Annotated in this window: 17 protein-coding genes, 2 pseudogenes and 1 CRISPR repeat array; of the genes and pseudogenes, 16 read left to right on the top strand and 3 right to left on the bottom strand. The window is 35.6% G+C overall.

The window, feature by feature from the left end; all coding sequences use genetic code 11:
- Positions 1-104: 104 nt before the first annotated feature.
- The 4 genes from cas1 (at position 105) to F7888_RS12910 (ending at position 7,662) form a co-directional block, all read left to right on the top strand.
- Positions 105-1,004 (top strand): type II CRISPR-associated endonuclease Cas1, encoded by a 900-nt coding sequence (gene cas1 / locus F7888_RS12925; protein ID WP_191780103.1) that lies wholly within the window; start codon positions 105-107, stop codon positions 1,002-1,004.
- Positions 988-1,317, top strand: coding sequence for a CRISPR-associated endonuclease Cas2 (gene cas2, locus F7888_RS12920; RefSeq protein ID WP_263601194.1), 330 nt, complete (start codon positions 988-990; stop codon positions 1,315-1,317). Before cas1 ends, cas2 begins: the two co-directional genes overlap by 17 nt.
- The gene (locus F7888_RS12915; RefSeq protein ID WP_191780101.1) at positions 1,314-2,270 is read left to right on the top strand and encodes a hypothetical protein; all 957 of its coding nucleotides are present in this window, start codon (positions 1,314-1,316) and stop codon (positions 2,268-2,270) included. The genes cas2 and F7888_RS12915 overlap by 4 nt, the downstream gene beginning before the upstream one ends.
- Positions 2,271-2,303: 33 nt before the next feature.
- A CRISPR array of direct repeats spans positions 2,304-7,343; the repeat unit is 36 nt; unit sequence GTTTCGGTACTCTCACAATTTTCGGTATAGAGAAAC.
- Positions 7,344-7,404: 61 nt separating this feature from the next.
- Positions 7,405-7,662, top strand: a complete 258-nt coding sequence (locus F7888_RS12910; RefSeq protein WP_412096002.1) for a hypothetical protein — start codon at positions 7,405-7,407, stop codon at positions 7,660-7,662.
- 136 nt (positions 7,663-7,798) lie between these two features.
- On the opposite strand, the gene F7888_RS12905 is transcribed toward F7888_RS12910, so the two are convergent.
- Complete coding sequence (locus F7888_RS12905; protein ID WP_191780097.1) at positions 7,799-8,230, bottom strand: NUDIX hydrolase; 432 nt, start codon at positions 8,228-8,230, stop codon at positions 7,799-7,801.
- Between the two features lie 301 nt (positions 8,231-8,531).
- On the opposite strand from F7888_RS12905, the gene F7888_RS12900 reads away from it, so the two are divergent.
- The 6 genes and pseudogenes from F7888_RS12900 (at position 8,532) to F7888_RS12880 (ending at position 12,775) form a co-directional block, all read left to right on the top strand.
- Positions 8,532-8,750: a hypothetical protein gene (locus tag F7888_RS12900; protein WP_225228788.1), complete on the top strand. Its 219-nt coding sequence runs from the start codon at positions 8,532-8,534 to the stop codon at positions 8,748-8,750.
- A 287-nt stretch (positions 8,751-9,037) separates the two neighbouring features.
- The gene (locus tag F7888_RS22960) at positions 9,038-9,517 is read left to right on the top strand and encodes a hypothetical protein (RefSeq protein ID WP_318246283.1); all 480 of its coding nucleotides are present in this window, start codon (positions 9,038-9,040) and stop codon (positions 9,515-9,517) included.
- Positions 9,480-9,953, top strand: a complete 474-nt coding sequence (locus F7888_RS22955) for a DnaD domain-containing protein (RefSeq protein ID WP_318246282.1) — start codon at positions 9,480-9,482, stop codon at positions 9,951-9,953. Before F7888_RS22960 ends, F7888_RS22955 begins: the two co-directional genes overlap by 38 nt.
- A 32-nt stretch (positions 9,954-9,985) precedes the next feature.
- Positions 9,986-11,184 (top strand): annotated as a pseudogene (locus tag F7888_RS12890) (replicative DNA helicase).
- Between the two features lie 103 nt (positions 11,185-11,287).
- Positions 11,288-11,707 carry a hypothetical protein gene (locus F7888_RS12885; protein WP_191780093.1) on the top strand — a complete coding sequence of 140 codons (420 nt, stop codon included), beginning with the start codon at positions 11,288-11,290 and terminating at the stop codon, positions 11,705-11,707.
- 684 nt (positions 11,708-12,391) lie between these two features.
- Positions 12,392-12,775 carry a DUF302 domain-containing protein gene (locus tag F7888_RS12880; RefSeq protein WP_191780091.1) on the top strand — a complete coding sequence of 128 codons (384 nt, stop codon included), beginning with the start codon at positions 12,392-12,394 and terminating at the stop codon, positions 12,773-12,775.
- Between the two features lie 208 nt (positions 12,776-12,983).
- Here F7888_RS12880 and F7888_RS12875 read toward each other — a convergent pair whose 3' ends face one another.
- Positions 12,984-14,630 (bottom strand): CoA-disulfide reductase, encoded by a 1,647-nt coding sequence (locus F7888_RS12875; protein ID WP_191780088.1) that lies wholly within the window; start codon positions 14,628-14,630, stop codon positions 12,984-12,986.
- 194 nt (positions 14,631-14,824) lie between these two features.
- Here F7888_RS12875 and F7888_RS12870 point away from each other — a divergent pair, with 194 nt between their 5' ends.
- The 5 genes and pseudogenes from F7888_RS12870 (at position 14,825) to F7888_RS12850 (ending at position 17,743) form a co-directional block, all read left to right on the top strand.
- Positions 14,825-15,145, top strand: coding sequence for a rhodanese-like domain-containing protein (locus F7888_RS12870; protein ID WP_191780086.1), 321 nt, complete (start codon positions 14,825-14,827; stop codon positions 15,143-15,145).
- A 20-nt stretch (positions 15,146-15,165) separates the two neighbouring features.
- Positions 15,166-15,738: a sulfurtransferase TusA family protein gene (locus F7888_RS12865; protein WP_191780084.1), complete on the top strand. Its 573-nt coding sequence runs from the start codon at positions 15,166-15,168 to the stop codon at positions 15,736-15,738.
- A gap of 10 nt (positions 15,739-15,748) precedes the next feature.
- On the top strand, positions 15,749-16,885 hold the full coding sequence (locus F7888_RS12860; protein ID WP_191780081.1) for an MBL fold metallo-hydrolase: 1,137 nt from the start codon (positions 15,749-15,751) through the stop codon (positions 16,883-16,885).
- A gap of 12 nt (positions 16,886-16,897) precedes the next feature.
- Complete coding sequence (locus F7888_RS12855) at positions 16,898-17,125, top strand: sulfurtransferase TusA family protein (protein ID WP_191780079.1); 228 nt, start codon at positions 16,898-16,900, stop codon at positions 17,123-17,125.
- A 58-nt stretch (positions 17,126-17,183) separates the two neighbouring features.
- Positions 17,184-17,743 (top strand): annotated as a pseudogene (locus F7888_RS12850) (sulfite exporter TauE/SafE family protein).
- On the opposite strand, the gene F7888_RS12845 reads toward F7888_RS12850, so the two are convergent.
- Positions 17,740-17,919, bottom strand: coding sequence for a hypothetical protein (locus F7888_RS12845; RefSeq protein ID WP_191780077.1), 180 nt, complete (start codon positions 17,917-17,919; stop codon positions 17,740-17,742). The pseudogene F7888_RS12850 and the gene F7888_RS12845 sit on opposite strands and share 4 nt — an antisense overlap.
- A 111-nt stretch (positions 17,920-18,030) precedes the next feature.
- On the opposite strand from F7888_RS12845, the gene F7888_RS22835 reads away from it, so the two are divergent.
- Positions 18,031-18,159 carry a hypothetical protein gene (locus F7888_RS22835; RefSeq protein ID WP_263601193.1) on the top strand — a complete coding sequence of 43 codons (129 nt, stop codon included), beginning with the start codon at positions 18,031-18,033 and terminating at the stop codon, positions 18,157-18,159.
- Positions 18,160-18,462 lie beyond the last annotated feature (303 nt).

Raw genomic sequence — 18,462 nt, 5'->3', positions numbered from 1 at the left:
GGTCTATCCCGAACTCAAGCCCCATTTTATGGGGCTTTTCTGTTTTGTTAAGTGAGTCCATTAATTGTTGAATAGTTAAATCTATTAATAAGGAGTGGACTATTTTGAGTTGGAGAATCATTTATATTTCGGATGCAGAAGAAATAAAGTTGTATTTGGATAACCTGAAAGTTGTTAAGGATGAGGAAGAAATACTAATTCCTCTTTCTGATATACATACAATTGTGGTAGATAATAGTAGAACAGTAGTAACTGGACGTTTGATGAACAAATTGTCTGAATATCATATTCTAATGATTTTCTGTGACGATACTCATCACCCTAATACATTTTCACTAGGTTTATATAGTCATTATCGTGTATACGGTGTTTTATATAATCAAATGCAATGGTCAAATGAAATTAGAGACGAGATGTGGAAACAGTTAATAAAAATAAAAATTAATAACCAGAAATCAGTGATAGAATATTTAAAAGGAAGCAATAGTGTTATTTCAAGTCTAAATACTTTGGCAAATAATGTGGTTAACGGTGACGAAACAAATCGTGAGGGAATTGCAGCTAAATTATATTTTAAAGAATTGTTTGGAGATAATTTTCGAAGACAAAGAGGGGCAATAGATTCATATAATGCAGCACTAAATTATGGATATATTGTATTAAGAGCATGCTTTGCTAGAACAATTGTAGCCTACGGTTTGCACCCTGCATTCGGGATTGGACATAGAAATCAATTTAATGCATTTAATTTAGTTGATGATTGCATGGAGATTTTTAGGCCAATCATTGATTTATGGGTAAGAATTTCAACTGATAATTCAGAATATTTAGACACTAAAACAAAACAACAGCTTATAGGTCGCTTACACGCAAAGATTTACATAGGAGATCAAAAACAAACTGTATTAAATGCAATTGATTTGTTTATTCAGTCTTTTATAAAGTCTATGAATAACAATGATCTGAAATTGCTGGTATATCCACAAGATGGAATCGCCTTATAGATTTATGAGACTATTACTATTTTTTGATCTCCCTATGAATACAAAAGAAGAGAGGCGTGTATATACAAAGTTTAGAAAATATCTAATTACTAATGGGTTTACAATGTTGCAATATTCAGTTTATGCGAAAATATTTCCAAATCGAACTAGCTTATTTCAATATACAGAAGGTTTGAAAAGAAATTTGCCAAATAAAGGATCTGTAAGAATTATGGCTGTTACAGAAAAGCAATATGAAAAAATGTTCATATTAGTAGGCGGTAAATCTATTCAAGAAGAGTTAATTACTGAAGAACCACTGGTGATATTATGAAAATATGGAATATAACAGAAGATCGTAATGAAAACGAGATTCAGGTGGGCAAAGTTACAATTTTAAAAGGATCAAATAGTTGTTGGTATAAATTAGCACGGGATATTGATGATTATTTTAATAATAAAAAATCTAAAATCTCTATTTTTGAAGATACACAATTACTCTATCAAAAAGATTGGGAGTGTCTCTTTATTCCATTTGATGCACATGTTCAATTAGACAAAATAACTTCTAAATCCCCTTTGAAGATATTAGTAGATGATATTGTAAGTGAAATAGCGATGTCTCCAATTTATCATGAGTTTATAGATGCTTGGCAAAGTTTAAGTGAAGAAATAGATTTTTTTCAGTCGAACTTAACAAAGTATGAATTAGGAATAAGATTAGTTGACTTTGAATTGGATCATTTCAAATCATTTATTTCATTACAGTCATTAAATAATTTGTTGAAGCCCATCCAGTTTAAAAAGCTATTGTTATCATTACTTGCGAACAAAATGATTGAGAAAAAAACATTAGTTATATTAGAATATCCAGAATTATATGCCGATCAAGAAGAGATTTCTGAGTTAAGGATATCTATTGAACAGCTCGTAAAAAAAGGTGTGAATTTTATTATTATCACTAATAGCTCTTTAACAGATAATTGTAATTATGTATTTGGTGGTAAGATTCTAAATGCAGCCAGCATTTTAAAAATAAAAAGAAAGGTTATGCAAGAATTACCTTTCTACTGTGATGATGAATTATATAATCAGGCATTAAATATTTTATTACAGTATGTGGATAACCTTTCAATGAAAGATGAGAATCTAAAGTTTTCCACAGACATAAATCAGCAATTAAAGACTATACTTTTTGTCTTAACAAAGCATCTGGAAATTAATCTAAACCTTGATTTGACGGGTTTGCCTGATAATATAAAAGCATATATTAAATCATATTTTTAAACAATAGAGGGTTTATGATATAATAATGATGAGGTTTCGGTACTCTCACAATTTTCGGTATAGAGAAACTTTCCAGCCTTCTAAGCGATAAACTGGAAGGTTTCGGTACTCTCACAATTTTCGGTATAGAGAAACTTTTACACATAGACAACCCAGATAGTACAGGTTTCGGTACTCTCACAATTTTCGGTATAGAGAAACGCAAATAAAGATATGGAAAAGTCCTCAAATGTTTCGGTACTCTCACAATTTTCGGTATAGAGAAACCTGTAACCTATCTAACAATGATATTAGATTGTTTCGGTACTCTCACAATTTTCGGTATAGAGAAACCGGTTAATCCGTAAGCGTCTTTAGTATTTGTTTCGGTACTCTCACAATTTTCGGTATAGAGAAACTATTCATCTCAACTCTACAAACGTACGATTGTTTCGGTACTCTCACAATTTTCGGTATAGAGAAACAGAAAAAGAAAAGAATATGAAGAATATAAGGTTTCGGTACTCTCACAATTTTCGGTATAGAGAAACAAGAGATAAAATGAATGAAGCTAAAGAGTAGTTTCGGTACTCTCACAATTTTCGGTATAGAGAAACCTTTTACCATTATTCAACCTCCAGACTATAGTTTCGGTACTCTCACAATTTTCGGTATAGAGAAACGCTAAAATATCAGAACGTAGACGATTAGAGGTTTCGGTACTCTCACAATTTTCGGTATAGAGAAACTTATGATTTCATGTTTACTAACGGATTACAGTTTCGGTACTCTCACAATTTTCGGTATAGAGAAACAATGTTTAATTAAAATCAAGTTAATTAAAGGTTTCGGTACTCTCACAATTTTCGGTATAGAGAAACTGGAAATGCGAGAATCAAAGGGATTGTAGAGTTTCGGTACTCTCACAATTTTCGGTATAGAGAAACTCTTTATATATTATCTTTACTACTTCTTTAGTTTCGGTACTCTCACAATTTTCGGTATAGAGAAACACTTCAAGACGTATCCTGTCATTAGCTGAAGTTTCGGTACTCTCACAATTTTCGGTATAGAGAAACATTCTACTTTTAAGCCTGGCACTATGGTATGTTTCGGTACTCTCACAATTTTCGGTATAGAGAAACTGATTGTATCAACGGTTTCTGATTCCACAAGTTTCGGTACTCTCACAATTTTCGGTATAGAGAAACCATGACCCTCCAGTGAGGTCTCAAGGACATGTTTCGGTACTCTCACAATTTTCGGTATAGAGAAACAACTTACCCTTAACAGGAAAGTGAATGGTGGTTTCGGTACTCTCACAATTTTCGGTATAGAGAAACCAAAAAGATAAAAGCACGATAGCTCGATGGGTTTCGGTACTCTCACAATTTTCGGTATAGAGAAACTATAAGGGGTAAAGGGTTTGCTCCTATGTCGGTTTCGGTACTCTCACAATTTTCGGTATAGAGAAACCCTAGAAAATGGCGAAATCTACTTCTTATTGTTTCGGTACTCTCACAATTTTCGGTATAGAGAAACCAATTCCATCTCCACCACCAACAACATTTGTTTCGGTACTCTCACAATTTTCGGTATAGAGAAACAAATCATTCAGCAATTAGATATCGAAGAACGTTTCGGTACTCTCACAATTTTCGGTATAGAGAAACTATTTCAATGTATCTATTATTCATATCCATGTTTCGGTACTCTCACAATTTTCGGTATAGAGAAACTGGTATCATAGGTATATAGAAACGAACACAGTTTCGGTACTCTCACAATTTTCGGTATAGAGAAACACAAACATCTAATTTGTTGTTATTTTATACGTTTCGGTACTCTCACAATTTTCGGTATAGAGAAACATCTTTTAACAATTTTATATGTTCATCAGTGTTTCGGTACTCTCACAATTTTCGGTATAGAGAAACTAATCATATCCAACAATTCATCTTTTTCAGGTTTCGGTACTCTCACAATTTTCGGTATAGAGAAACATCCAGAAGTAAAATACAGAGATAGCGACAGTTTCGGTACTCTCACAATTTTCGGTATAGAGAAACGATTAGAGTGTTGCAGAGCCATAAGAGCCAGTTTCGGTACTCTCACAATTTTCGGTATAGAGAAACAATCTGTAATGAGTAGCACGTGGGAGACTTGTTTCGGTACTCTCACAATTTTCGGTATAGAGAAACTACTAGAGTGTTGTGTTTTTATGATATTAGTTTCGGTACTCTCACAATTTTCGGTATAGAGAAACATAAAGAATACAGACCTTAAGGCTCCGCCTGTTTCGGTACTCTCACAATTTTCGGTATAGAGAAACCTTGAACAATATCGGAGCGTAATGTGACCTGTTTCGGTACTCTCACAATTTTCGGTATAGAGAAACAAAGACGAGATAAATGCCTTGCTGCTGTTAGTTTCGGTACTCTCACAATTTTCGGTATAGAGAAACAAGCAGCTCAAAATGATTAAGGTGTCATTAGTTTCGGTACTCTCACAATTTTCGGTATAGAGAAACATAATGGATCCACGCAACAAACGCCGATTTGTTTCGGTACTCTCACAATTTTCGGTATAGAGAAACCATTGAAAGTCGGTTCATTCACATGGACATGTTTCGGTACTCTCACAATTTTCGGTATAGAGAAACTACTATTGTTGAATACCAATCATACAAGAAGTTTCGGTACTCTCACAATTTTCGGTATAGAGAAACAATTTCATGCGTTAACTCCCTTGTTAACCGTTTCGGTACTCTCACAATTTTCGGTATAGAGAAACAATCAATGATAAGTCGTTCTTGTTAAATCGGTTTCGGTACTCTCACAATTTTCGGTATAGAGAAACCATCGTAAACCAAGAATCCGTCTGCATGTGGTTTCGGTACTCTCACAATTTTCGGTATAGAGAAACAATCAATTTCTGTGTCTTTTAGTTGAATAGGTTTCGGTACTCTCACAATTTTCGGTATAGAGAAACCACCAACTGTAGTTTCTTTAATTGGTAATCGTTTCGGTACTCTCACAATTTTCGGTATAGAGAAACGATAAAAGCCACTAGACATGAAGAACAGAGTTTCGGTACTCTCACAATTTTCGGTATAGAGAAACAGTTGATGGAGTAGCCCATGTGATGCAAGAGTTTCGGTACTCTCACAATTTTCGGTATAGAGAAACACTTCACATCATTTAATTTCACTTTTGTCGGTTTCGGTACTCTCACAATTTTCGGTATAGAGAAACTCGTGTAAGTAAGGATGTTCATGAGTGGTTGTTTCGGTACTCTCACAATTTTCGGTATAGAGAAACGTTCGGTCTAAAATTAGCTTTACTAGAATGTTTCGGTACTCTCACAATTTTCGGTATAGAGAAACCCAAGAGTTAAAATGTCTTGTCCAAACATAGTTTCGGTACTCTCACAATTTTCGGTATAGAGAAACTCATTACACGAAAAGAGTACATCAACCCAGGTTTCGGTACTCTCACAATTTTCGGTATAGAGAAACCAAGCTCGTATTGTTCAACTAACAGTAAATGTTTCGGTACTCTCACAATTTTCGGTATAGAGAAACATTGCTCTACATGAGATATCGGAAATGGATGTTTCGGTACTCTCACAATTTTCGGTATAGAGAAACAGTTGCATGGTCAAGCTTTTTCATTCTGTTGTTTCGGTACTCTCACAATTTTCGGTATAGAGAAACTGTGGTCATTACGTCTGCGCCACGGTTTGGTTTCGGTACTCTCACAATTTTCGGTATAGAGAAACAAGATTCTATTTTGTTCTAAAACCGCTTGGTTTCGGTACTCTCACAATTTTCGGTATAGAGAAACTAATGTTTACAATGCTGGTACTGTCCCTCGTTTCGGTACTCTCACAATTTTCGGTATAGAGAAACCATACTTCTCAATTGAACCCATAGAGATATGTTTCGGTACTCTCACAATTTTCGGTATAGAGAAACATTGTCATGCTTTCACATCCTTAATCGTACGTTTCGGTACTCTCACAATTTTCGGTATAGAGAAACATCCTATGAAAACAGAATTCTATCCAATTAGTTTCGGTACTCTCACAATTTTCGGTATAGAGAAACCACAAGGGGCATTGTGAGTTTTTTTTATGTGTTTCGGTACTCTCACAATTTTCGGTATAGAGAAACTGTTGCAATTAGATCTTGTAGATCGCTTTGGTTTCGGTACTCTCACAATTTTCGGTATAGAGAAACTTTCACAGATAAAAATTAAAACGAATGCAGGTTTCGGTACTCTCACAATTTTCGGTATAGAGAAACATACTCCTTTCTGTAGGTGAATTTTTGTATGTTTCGGTACTCTCACAATTTTCGGTATAGAGAAACACGTTTGATGAATAACCCTCCACCCGGTGTGTTTCGGTACTCTCACAATTTTCGGTATAGAGAAACTTCTCGCTTTTATAAAGTCCTCACCAGAATGTTTCGGTACTCTCACAATTTTCGGTATAGAGAAACTAAAATATCTGAAGAAATTATGGAGATATTGTTTCGGTACTCTCACAATTTTCGGTATAGAGAAACTTCCTGGTACTCAGAAACAAAAAAGTCGTTGTTTCGGTACTCTCACAATTTTCGGTATAGAGAAACCATTACCAGTTAGGTTATTCGTGCCAGTTGTTTCGGTACTCTCACAGTTTTCGGTATAGAGAAACTTTGACCTCCATGATCTCCGAAGTCCAATCGTTTCGGTACTCTCACAATTTTCGGTATAGAGAAACTACGATTCTTACGCTTTAGTAAATAGTATTGTTTCGGTACTCTCACAATTTTCGGTATAGAGAAACAAATATTTAATCTGAGTATGACCGTGGACCGTTTCGGTACTCTCACAATTTTCGGTATAGAGAAACAAACCGTTCTTAATTGATAGAGTATTAGTGTTTCGGTACTCTCACAATTTTCGGTATAGAGAAACAATTGATGAAATTAGGTCAGCCAGCCAGTGTTTCGGTACTCTCACAATTTTCGGTATAGAGAAACCAGAATTGCTGGAGGTTGCCTTATGTTAGGTTTCGGTACTCTCACAATTTTCGGTATAGAGAAACTCTCCCGAGCGGAACGTATTTCACTTCTGGGTTTCGGTACTCTCGTAATTCAAGTATGGAAATGTCAAAAATTACAATTGTGAAGGTATCTAATCAAATCATTCTGATGCCAGATATCAACCCTATTATAGTTAATAGTACACATGATTGCGTCGCTGCTTATCTATATACCATTGACAAGAAAGTCACAATATTCTTAGTTGGTTCAATCGGTGAGATAAGTCCAGATGAATTATATAATTTAATCGAAGAAGAAGTGTATGTAGTTGATTCTTATAAAAACCAAGTAAGATTAATTACATACAATACGAAAAAATAAACTTATATCTAACAGAGTCAACCATTGGTTATATTCTGTGTGTCATTTTGAATTAACGATTAACGATTTCATGGACAGTAGATCAAACTAAGATGTCGATATTGTTTTTGTCCCTTTTGAGAGGACCACAAAATAATTAAAATTCAATAAAAAATGGCTGTGTGTCTTCATTCAAGCAGGATTCAATTCTTTCTCTAAAATTCTTCCAAGTAACCATCTCCAATGCTTGTTCAAGAGGATAAAACCCTACTTCCAAACTTTCAGGTGAAGTCATTAATTTGCCACCAACTGGCTTAGCTAAGAACAGCGTATTACATATCGATGACTCCACATTTTGGAATATCCCACAAAATTTTACAACCTCAATATCAATCCCTGATTCCTCTTTTGTTTCTCTTATTGCAGCATCTTTTATAGACTCGCCTTCTTCCACTTGTCCCCCAGGCATTTCCCAACCTCGCCTAGGTCCCTTGATTAAAAGAATTTCGTTTTGTTCATTAATAACAATAGTTGCTGCTGAGACTATATGTTTTGGTGGAGAGTAACTATTTTGTGTTCCTTGTCCCAATTGACTAACCCCATTTCTTACTGTAATATCTTTAGCGTAATTTATTGATTTTTCAAAAAATAAAATACAAGTTTATCATAGGTCATATTCGTTTGATACAGGCAGTTTTCAACAATCATTTTGCTCATATCAGTGTCGATATTTTAGGATTAATTATTGTTTAGAATTAATGCTACTTAAAATGAACTATACTTTGATGAATCAAATAAAGTAGATAATCAAATGGTGGTTACTCCTACAAAAATAAATAGAAGTTACATATATTCACGAAAAAGAGGAGGTATTAAAAGTGAACGCATTAATGTGGTTAACGATTGGTTTCCTCATCATTGGATTTGCTGTTCTTGTTTCTATGAAAAAAAATATGGAAAGTAAGCTTGCTTTTATAAAAGGAAGTATGGAAAGCGAGGAAAGTTCAACAAAAGCTAACTCCATAATTTGGTGGATTGTTAGTGTCGTAGCTTGGGGAATCGTGAGTATCATGCTTATTGTATGGTCGTTTCATACTCACTTTGGATAACGATTGGTTATAATTAATATGATCGGGCTCTTTTTGAACTAGATATTAATAAAAAATGCTCAGTTTTTTTATGTAAATTATAATATGTTTACTAAATCTGCTTTTTGCGATATGAAAAGGATTGTGAGTTCAGTTATAGGACTGATCACGCAATCCTTTTAACTTTTTATAAAGTATAATTCCAAACCGTTAACAATTTTTAATTAAAACGATGCCCCTTTTTCCTCTCCCACCCCTATAACTAAAATGAAATCCAATTATAAGGAAACGAAAGGATCGTGTTAGTTATGGCAAAATACAGAATGGTTCGCACTGATTTCTGGAAGAATCCGATTGTGTCGGAGGAAATGACCCCTGAGGATAAGTACTTCTTTCTCTATCTCCTTACAAATCCCCATACTACTCAAATAGGAATCTATAAAATCACAAAAAAACAAATGGCCTTCGATACTGGTTATTCAATTGAAACGATTCATGCGTTGATGGACCGAATGATTCGTCATCATCAAATGATTCGCTACAACCCTGAAACAAGAGAAATTGCGATCAAGAACTGGGGAAATTATAACCTGCATAAAGGTGGCAAACCAGTCATGGATTGTATATTTTCTGAATTGAAGGAGGTCGAGGATACATCACTCATCGAATATGTCACAGCTCACATTGTGAAGGGAGATATTCAAGCCTTATTCACTTCTTTCTTTAAAATTGAACCAGAGGATTTCGAGGATGTTTATTCTAGACGATTCCCCACCATACATAGATGAAGCCAATAACGATACGTTAACGACTCGTGACACGATAAGTGGGCAAAAAGAAAAAGAAAAACAAAAAGAAAATAAAAAACAACAACAAAAAGAAACGGTCAGTGAAATCATCGAGTTCTGGGATCAAAATGGATTTGGCTACTCAAACGTCAATGGCAAAGAACAATTGTTGTCGTGGTTAGATGACACTAAATTCCTAAATCCAAAAGATGTAATTATGAAGGCGCTGCAAATTGCTTGTACGAATAACAAACGAAAATTGAACTATGTTGTAGGTATCCTTAAGAACTGGGAAAATGAATCCTTGTTGACCGTTGAAGAAATTGACCTCTCTAACAATAAAAAAGAATCCGGTGACGAGCAATATCAATCTATCAAGGGGCGAGATGTACCTACAGAATTCGAATTGAAGCTAACGGCAGGTGAGGACTGGTGAGTATTGCCGAAAAGTCGTTGTTAGGAAGCTTGATGAAAGCTGGGTATTTGATTCAAGATACCGTTATCAATCCAGAACAATTAGAGAGTACTAGTCACAAAGAATTGATGCGTAGAATGGTGGGGCTCAATCATGCGGGGAAGAACATTGATTTAATTACTCTCTCAACCTTACCAGAACTGGAAGCCTTCTGTGGGGTATCGTACTTGTCTGAGCTGTTGTCGTACGCCGATATTGAGAAGTTTGAAGAAATTGAAGAGGCGATTATTGACTTGTGGAAGGAGCGGGAAAAGGGAAATATCCTCAAAAAAGCAGCCATCCATCATTGGGAGATTGCCAAAGTCATCGCTGAATTAGATAAAATCAACCAAATCAAGATCAACGACCACACCTCAATTCAGCTTGCCTTAGCAGACATGTATGAGGCACCATGGGAGGACCAAGTAACTGTCAAAACCGCCCCATCCGGCATCACAAAACTGGATGAAATGACCGGTGGATTTCAGGATGGAGAAGTAACCATCCTTGCTGCCAGACCTTCCATGGGAAAAACAGATGTGATGCTCCATCTCGCTAAAACAGCGGGATGGGCAGATTATGTCCCAATTGTCTTCTCCTTAGAAATGCCTGTCAAACTCCTCACCACTCGACTCATTGCTTCCACAGGCGGCTTCAATCGTGCAAAAATGCGGGACCCCAAGAAGCTGCTCAGCCCAAGCCAAAAGGATCAATGGCCACATGTCATTGCACAACTCGATGAAACCAATGTCCAGTTATTCGATAGTGCTGCCCAAAAGGTCGGAGAAATGAGAGCCAAAACCAGGAAAGTAATTAACCAATTCCCAACCAAGAAGCCAATCATATTTATCGACTATCTCTCACTCATCCAATCTAGCCAATTTTACGGTGGAAATGCTCATTTACAAGTAACCGAAATCTCAAGAAACCTCAAAACATTTGCAAAAGACTTCAACTCCCCATCATTTGTTTAGCCCAGCTTAATCGATCAGTCGAATCAAGATCAAACAAACGCCCAATGATGTCTGACATTCGCGAATCAGGAAGTGTTGAGCAGGATGCCGATGTGATCCTGTTCTTATACCGTGAAAAGTACTATGACAAGGAAGTAGACGATCCATCACTTGAAATCATTGTCTCGAAAAATCGTAATGGCCCTGTAGGCACCATCACGGTGAAATACAATGAATATACAGGAAGAATCGAGGAATAAGTGAGTAATTCATACTTAGATCCACATATATATACTGTATCGGAAACGAACAGGACCTGCGAAATAATCTTCGGTTAGCAACAATACATTCAGAGGTGATCCCATGTTGGTAAAAGAGCTCTACCATGATTGTTTACTTTATGAAGAATCCACATTAGCCCATTACATCAACCACTTATTATCAGAACGAAAAATCTCACTAGAGGACAATATCTCACAACTAGATTTGAACCAAGCCGATCATATCAAAGTGGCTGAAATGATTGAAAAGAACATATTGGGTATTCACCCGATTAGAATCTATTCATTAAAAAAGAACAAGCATGAATTCGTTTTTATTTTTGCACATAGTGCTGAAGAGGCTAAGCAATTTTTTAGTAGAACATTTTATCAGCTGCCTATAAACTGTCATGAATATCCACTTGAAGTAGAGATGGCTAGAGGGAAAAGTGGTATTTCATTTCGGGAGATGAAGAAGGAGTTTTCTCAGTTTCCGGCGGTTGTTGGGGTGGTTAGGAGGTAGGGGTTACTGATAGGTCTCTCATACATGAATAGAAAGTAATGATGGATTTTTCTGTTTGGAAACGAACCTAAGTTGATAGCATTTATAGCAATATGATATCGTAAATTTTGAGAATAGGTTTTTAGGGGACAGGCGAACAGTGTTTTGATTATTGTATTCTTCCGGTAGTATTAGTTCGATTTTGGCCACCGGTATCTTTAGGTAAGAGCGAGTTAAATTAAGAAACGATAGAACACTTACAAATGTTGATACATCAATGTTTGTGGGTGTTTTTTGTTTTTGAGGGAAAAGGGTTAAAAAGGTAGGATTTGAAATCTTTTTACACATTTTTTACATAAGAGAATACCTTAGATGGTTTTCGGTGAACCATTAAATAATGTAATAAGCAGTTAATAATGCACAGTAGATTTATACTGTGCAACAAGAGATCTAACTTTTAAATGACATTGTGAAGAGATAATTAGTTATTTCTTTGACAATAATAAATCAGGCGGAAGATTGGTCTTATTTGAATGGGAGCCGGTTGAAACGGGGATAGGTCCTCCCTTATCTGAAAAAATTTCGTCTGACCAGGTGAGCAATTTATTAGAAGAAAATGGATTTGCTACAAAGACTGTACATGTAAATCAAGCTATATATGCTATCATCGCTACCAACAAAAATTAAAATTTAGGAGGAACAAGGATGTTTGATTACACAGTAGAAACTAATAAAAATATTAATGAAGCTATCACGAGCCTGGAAATAAATCTAAAAGAGGAGAAGTTCGGGGTATTATGGATGTTTGACATAAAGGAAAAGCTTCAAGAGAAAGGTCTTGAATTTGACACTGATTATAGAGTATTAGAAGTGTGTAATCCACATGAAGCGCAAAGAGTGTTAAATGAAAATCTTTTAGTGGGGTATTTCTTACCATGTAAAATTGTTGTTTACAGTGACAATGGTCAAACAAAAATTGGGATGCCTAGACCAACAGCACTGATTAATTTAGTAAACAATGAAGAAGTGAAGAAGCTTGCACAAGATATTGAAAATCGTTTAATTGGTTGTATAAATAAAAGTATATAGAAAGATAATTATAATATCCTTTCACCTCCTTGTTTCAAAAACTTAATGTCTTCAAATTAATTCGTTTTAAACAACATCAAATTTTTCTAACATTTATTTCATTTTCACATATCATCTATTGGTTCCAGAAAAAAGTTGAAGAATATGTAGGTAAGTCAAAGGTTGAAGAGTTAAAAACCCCGTAGCAATACAGGGTTTTTACTCTATCTTATTTATATACCGAAGAATACGTTTTCCAACCACCATCTAAATTTATGGCTTTATATCCTAAATTCGTTAAAATTCTAGTGGCTAAATAACCGCGTAGTCCGACTTGACAAGAAACATATATGGGCTTACTTTTTGGAAGTTCAGCCAAGCGGTTTCGGATATCGCCAAGAGGAATATTTATTGATCCTTTTATATAGCCATTCTCTCTTTCTTGTGGTTCTCGGACATCGACTAACAGCTCACCATTGGCTATGATTTCATCAATTTCATTCCACTGAACAGTTTTAATTCCATCTTCAATAATATTAGAAGCCACATAACCTGCCATATTTACCGGATCTTTTGCAGATGAAAAAGGAGGAGCATAAGATAATTCTAGCTCAGTAAGGTCAAATACCGTAAGTTCTCCTTTAATCGCAGTTGCAATCACATCCATACGTTTATCAACGCCTTTTTTTCCTACCGCTTGAGCTCCTAATATTTTCCCATTTGATTTATCAAATAGTAATTTTAGAGCAATTGGGTGCGCACCAGGATAATATCCAGCATGGGAACTTGGATGAATATGAACCACCTGATAATCAATACCTAAACGTTTTAGGTTCTTTTCATTGTTGCCTGTCGTAGCAACGGATAAATCAAATACCTTTGCAATTCCTGTTCCTAATGTTCCTTTGTAGGATTCTTTTTTTCCATAAATGTTATTTGCAACTATTCTTCCTTGACGATTCGCAGGTCCAGCTAAAGGAATCATGGTCGGTTCACCATTTATATAATCAATAACCTCTATGGCATCTCCAAGAGCGTAGATGTCCGGGTCATTTGTTTGAAGGTATTGGTTTACAATAATCCCACCACGTTCACCAACTTCTAAATCAGCTTCAAGTGCCAATTGACTTTCCGGCTTAACCCCAATTGAGAGAATAGTCAGGTCAGTTTGGATTTCTTTACCACTGCTTAGTATAAGTCTTTTTCCTTTCTCCTCAAAAGATTTAACTCCGTCTTCTAATATAAGATGTACACCTTTATCCAACAAGTGTTGGTGAACAATTGATGCCATTTCATAATCTAGAGGTGCCATTACCTGATTTGCCATTTCAATTAGAGTGACAGATAATCCACGATCAACCAAATTCTCTGCCATTTCAAGACCGATAAATCCGCCGCCAATTACAACTGCCTGTAGTGGATTATGTTCATCTACAAATGATTTAATGTTGTCTGTGTCAGGAATATTTCTAAGAGTAAAAATAGTTGATGCTTCATTTATTCCTGGGATTGGTGGTATTACAGGTTTTGCACCTGGAGATAAAACCAAAGTATCAAAAGTTTCTTTATAAATCTCATTTGTTAGTACATTTTTTACTGTTACCGTTTTCTCTTTTCGATTTATTTTTATCACTTCACTAAGATTTCGAATATCTAAATTAAACTTTTTACTCATACTATCAACCGTTTGGACTAACAACTTGCTTCGATCCTTAATCGTTTCCCCAATATAGTAAGGCAAACCACAATTGGCAAATGAAATGTGTTCCCCTTTTTCAAATAGAACAATCGTTGATGTTTCATCTAACCTTCTCAATCTTGCGGCAGTTGTTGCGCCTCCAGCAACTCCACCTACTATTATTATTTTTTTATTCATGTTGGTCACTCCATTAATTTTTATACCCTATTGGGTATTTGTATATTATCATGTAAGAAATTTGAATGATGTGACAAAAGTCACTACCAGGAACTTGTTTTGGTTTTATATGGAGGGCTGTTAATAAACATATTTATCCGACAAAAGAGAATTCTAAATTTGACTTGTATTACTTCAACATAAGGAGTCACGAAATGAATACTAAGTCAAAAGTTGCTGAGATTTTACCAAAAGAAGTATCTGAAAAAGTTAGGCAAGGAAAAGCGCAAAGTATTATCGATGTTCGTGAAGATGAAGAAGTTGCACAAGGGAAAATACCAGGTGCTTACCATATTCCTTTAGGAGAGCTTGAAAATCGATTACATGAAATTGACAAAGACAAGGAGCATTTTTTGGTATGACGATCGGGAAGTCGAAGTGGAATGGCTGCTGAGTTTTTGCAAGATAAGGGGTATCAAGTGAAAAATGTGGTTGGTGGAATGCTTAATTGGGAAGATGAAGCGGAAAAACCGTAACCCAAGAAGGAGGAATCTCAATGGAAGTTACAGTTAATAGGGTGTTAGATGCAAAGGGACTGGCTTGCCCGATGCCAATTGTAAAAACAAAAAAAGAAATGAACACCCTTGAACCAGGTGAAGTGATGGAAATTCAAGCAACCGATAAAGGCTCAACAGCTGATTTAAAGGCTTGGGCTTCAAGTACCGGTCATCAGTATTTAGGAACTGTGGAAGAGGGTGAGACATTAAAACATTATCTTCGAAAAGCTCGTTCCGAGGAAGAAAAGCCTGAAGCAAAGCATACGGATGTGGTTAATTTAGATGAATTATTAAAAAAATTAGATGGTAATGAAAAAGTAACTGTTTTAGATGTGAGAGAACCGGCTGAATATGCGTTTGGTCATGTTCCAGGCTCCGTCAATATCCCTCTGGGTGAATTAGAAGAGCGATTTGAAGAACTTAAAAATGTAGACAATCTACATGTTATTTGTAGAACGGGGAGTAGAAGTGATTTTGCCGCACAAAAATTAACGGAAAAAGGGTTTAAAAACGTTAAAAATGTAGTTCCTGGAATGAAAGATTGGACAGGACCTACTGATAAAAACCAATAATAGGAGACACATGGGAACAACAACAGCTCTGAAAACAATATCTGTTAAAGATTTAGCCCAGAAGGTAATTAATCATGAAGACCTTTTCATCCTTGATACCCGTAATACCAGCGATTTTGACGATTGGAAAATAGAAGGACGCAACATAGAGGTAATCAATTCTCCCTACGTTGAATTATTAGAAGGAGTAGATTCAATTTTAGATAAACTACCAAAGAGCAAAGAAATTTATGTTATTTGCGCCAAAGGTGGTGCTTCAGAATTTGTTGCCGAACAAATAATGGAACAGGGGTTTAGAGATGTTTACTCAGTAGAAGGTGGAATGAAGGCTTGGAGTGAACACCTTGAGCCAATTAAGGTTGGTGAGTTGAAAAATGGTGGAAGCATCTTTCAATTTGTACGGATAGGAAAAGGCTGCCTTTCCTATCTAATTGAGTCTGACGGAAAAGGGGCAATCATTGATACTAACAGAATGTTGTCTCCATACGAAGAGATCATAAAGGAACATAATATTACGTTAACGCACGTTTTAGATACTCATTTGCATGCAGACCATATTTCTGGTGGTAGAGAACTTGCTGAAAAACATGGTGCAACGTATTATCTGCCACCAAAGGACGCTGGTGAAGTCACGTTTAACTATTCACAGATTAATGACGGCGATGAAAACAAGGTTGGAAAGACAACTATAAAAGCTATTTACTCTCCTGGGCATACCATTGGTAGTACATCTTTTGTCGTTGATGATCAATATTTGTTAACAGGTGACATTTTATTTATTGATTCCATTGGTCGCCCTGATCTCGCTGGGAAAGCTGAAGACTGGGTAGGAGATTTAAGAAACACACTCTATCGACGTTACAAAGAGCTTGCTGATAATCTTCTAGTGTTGCCTGCACATTACATGGGAATTAATGAAATGAATGATGATGGAAGTATATCTGAAAAACTTGGTGTGCTTTATCAACAAAATCATGGATTAAATATTAATGATGAAGCTGAATTCAGAAAAACGGTGACAGAAAACCTTCCACCACAGCCAAATTCATACGAAGAAATTCGTGAAACAAATATGGGCAAAATCAAACCAGAGGAAGAACAACAAAGAGAAATGGAAATCGGTCCTAACCGATGTGCCGTTAGATAAGGAGGGAATACCATGGAAGCTAATAAAGTATTAGATGCAAAAGGGCTAGCTTGTCCAATGCCAATTGTAAAAACAAAAAAGGAAATGGATGCATTAAGTTCAGGGGAGGTTCTTGAAATTCATGCAACCGATAAAGGGGCAAAAAATGACTTGACCGCATGGGCTCAATCGGGTGGACATGAATTACTAAAAGACGAAGAAGAAAATGGCGTTTATAAATTCTGGTTAAGAAAAGGATAGAGTTTAGGGGAGGTAGCTTAAACGGTAAACCTCCCCCCTTGATTGGAGGAAAAGAAAAGTGGATATCACTTTTATCGTGGTTATATTCCTTATCGGTTTTATTGGATCCTTCATGTCCGGAATGGTAGGTATTGGGGGATCGATTATACCGAAAGTGGAATTAACTTTGTGTATGGAGTTCTAGCTTTCATCGCTGTTGTGATGATGTTCTTACCTAAAAAAGAAATCGACGAGATCCCTCTTGATCAAGTGAAGTTTAATAAATGGCTCGCAGCTGTTCTTGCATTAATAGTCGGGATTGGTGCGGGGATTGTTGGTGCTGCTGGTGCGTTCATTTTAGTTCCTATTATGCTCGTAGTGCTAAAAATTCCAACTAGAATGACGATAGCGACTTCTTTAGCTATTACGTTTATTTCGTCTATTGGTGCAACTGTTGGGAAAATTACAACGGGTCAAGTTGAATATTATCCAGCGTTAATCATGGTTGTAGCAAGCCTAATAGCTTCACCACTTGGTGCTAATTTTGGGAAGAAAATAAATACCAAAATCCTACAATGGATTTTGGCATTACTCATATTAGCTACTTCAATTAAAATTTGGTCTGATATTTTATTTTAAGACACTTTATTACTTTCAACGTATGTTTCAAGTGCAGGATGATATTCCTTTTGAAAATGATTATCTGGACATGATTTAATTACAATTGAGAGTAATGAGTTCGTTTTATCGCTGACTAAATTTTTATTACAAGTAGGACATTTCTCATTGAAAAGAGAGTTTAAAAAACGTTTCATATAAGGTTCCTCCTATATCCTTTAATTCCTATAATTATACTAGGTATTATAGAAGATTTATTTAAAAAACTCAATGGGTTTATATACCAATCAACGAGAGGATGGGAATACATGAGAGAGCTATTTCCACCAACTACAACTAAAGTAAAGTTAGATACCGATGATAGAATCAATATTGAAATAGAACGAAAAACTTCACATAATATCAAGAAATCTACGGAAAAACTGAAGAAGAAATAGATACACATATTAAAGAATTAAATTATGAATGGGATACCGAAAGAGTGTTAGAACTTAACTTTGCATCAATTGTATTGATATCATCTTTACTTGGATTATTAGGCAATAAAAAATGGATGGCATTGTCAGGAATAACAAGTGTGTTTATGATCCACATTCCTTGCAGGGATGGTGCCCTCCTTTACCGATTATTAGAAGAATGGGAATAAGGACAGCTGAGGAAATTACGAAGGAAAAGGATGCTTTAAGAAAGCTTAAATCTTTAAAATGAAAAAAATTCACCCCTAAATAAATGCTTATAAA

It is taken from the genome of Litchfieldia stipae (genome assembly GCF_014837155.1).
Taxonomy (GTDB): Bacteria; Bacillota; Bacilli; order Bacillales; family Bacillaceae_L; genus Litchfieldia.
This window is presented reverse-complemented; position numbering and strand designations above follow the sequence as displayed.

Coding starts and splice junctions, on each gene's coding strand:
- F7888_RS22835 (WP_263601193.1), top strand. CDS start 18,031: ATGAGAGAGCTATTTCCACCAACTACAACTAAAGTAAAGTTAGATACC.
- F7888_RS12885 (WP_191780093.1), top strand. CDS start 11,288: ATGTTGGTAAAAGAGCTCTACCATGATTGTTTACTTTATGAAGAATCC.
- F7888_RS12845 (WP_191780077.1), bottom strand. CDS start 17,919: ATGAAACGTTTTTTAAACTCTCTTTTCAATGAGAAATGTCCTACTTGT.
- F7888_RS12880 (WP_191780091.1), top strand. CDS start 12,392: ATGTTTGATTACACAGTAGAAACTAATAAAAATATTAATGAAGCTATC.
- F7888_RS22960 (WP_318246283.1), top strand. CDS start 9,038: ATGGCAAAATACAGAATGGTTCGCACTGATTTCTGGAAGAATCCGATT.
- F7888_RS12855 (WP_191780079.1), top strand. CDS start 16,898: ATGGAAGCTAATAAAGTATTAGATGCAAAAGGGCTAGCTTGTCCAATG.
- F7888_RS12910 (WP_412096002.1), top strand. CDS start 7,405: ATGTCAAAAATTACAATTGTGAAGGTATCTAATCAAATCATTCTGATG.
- cas2 (WP_263601194.1), top strand. CDS start 988: ATGGAATCGCCTTATAGATTTATGAGACTATTACTATTTTTTGATCTC.
- F7888_RS12915 (WP_191780101.1), top strand. CDS start 1,314: ATGAAAATATGGAATATAACAGAAGATCGTAATGAAAACGAGATTCAG.
- F7888_RS12860 (WP_191780081.1), top strand. CDS start 15,749: ATGGGAACAACAACAGCTCTGAAAACAATATCTGTTAAAGATTTAGCC.
- F7888_RS12865 (WP_191780084.1), top strand. CDS start 15,166: ATGGAAGTTACAGTTAATAGGGTGTTAGATGCAAAGGGACTGGCTTGC.
- F7888_RS12900 (WP_225228788.1), top strand. CDS start 8,532: ATGTGGTTAACGATTGGTTTCCTCATCATTGGATTTGCTGTTCTTGTT.
- F7888_RS22955 (WP_318246282.1), top strand. CDS start 9,480: ATGTTTATTCTAGACGATTCCCCACCATACATAGATGAAGCCAATAAC.
- F7888_RS12875 (WP_191780088.1), bottom strand. CDS start 14,630: ATGAATAAAAAAATAATAATAGTAGGTGGAGTTGCTGGAGGCGCAACA.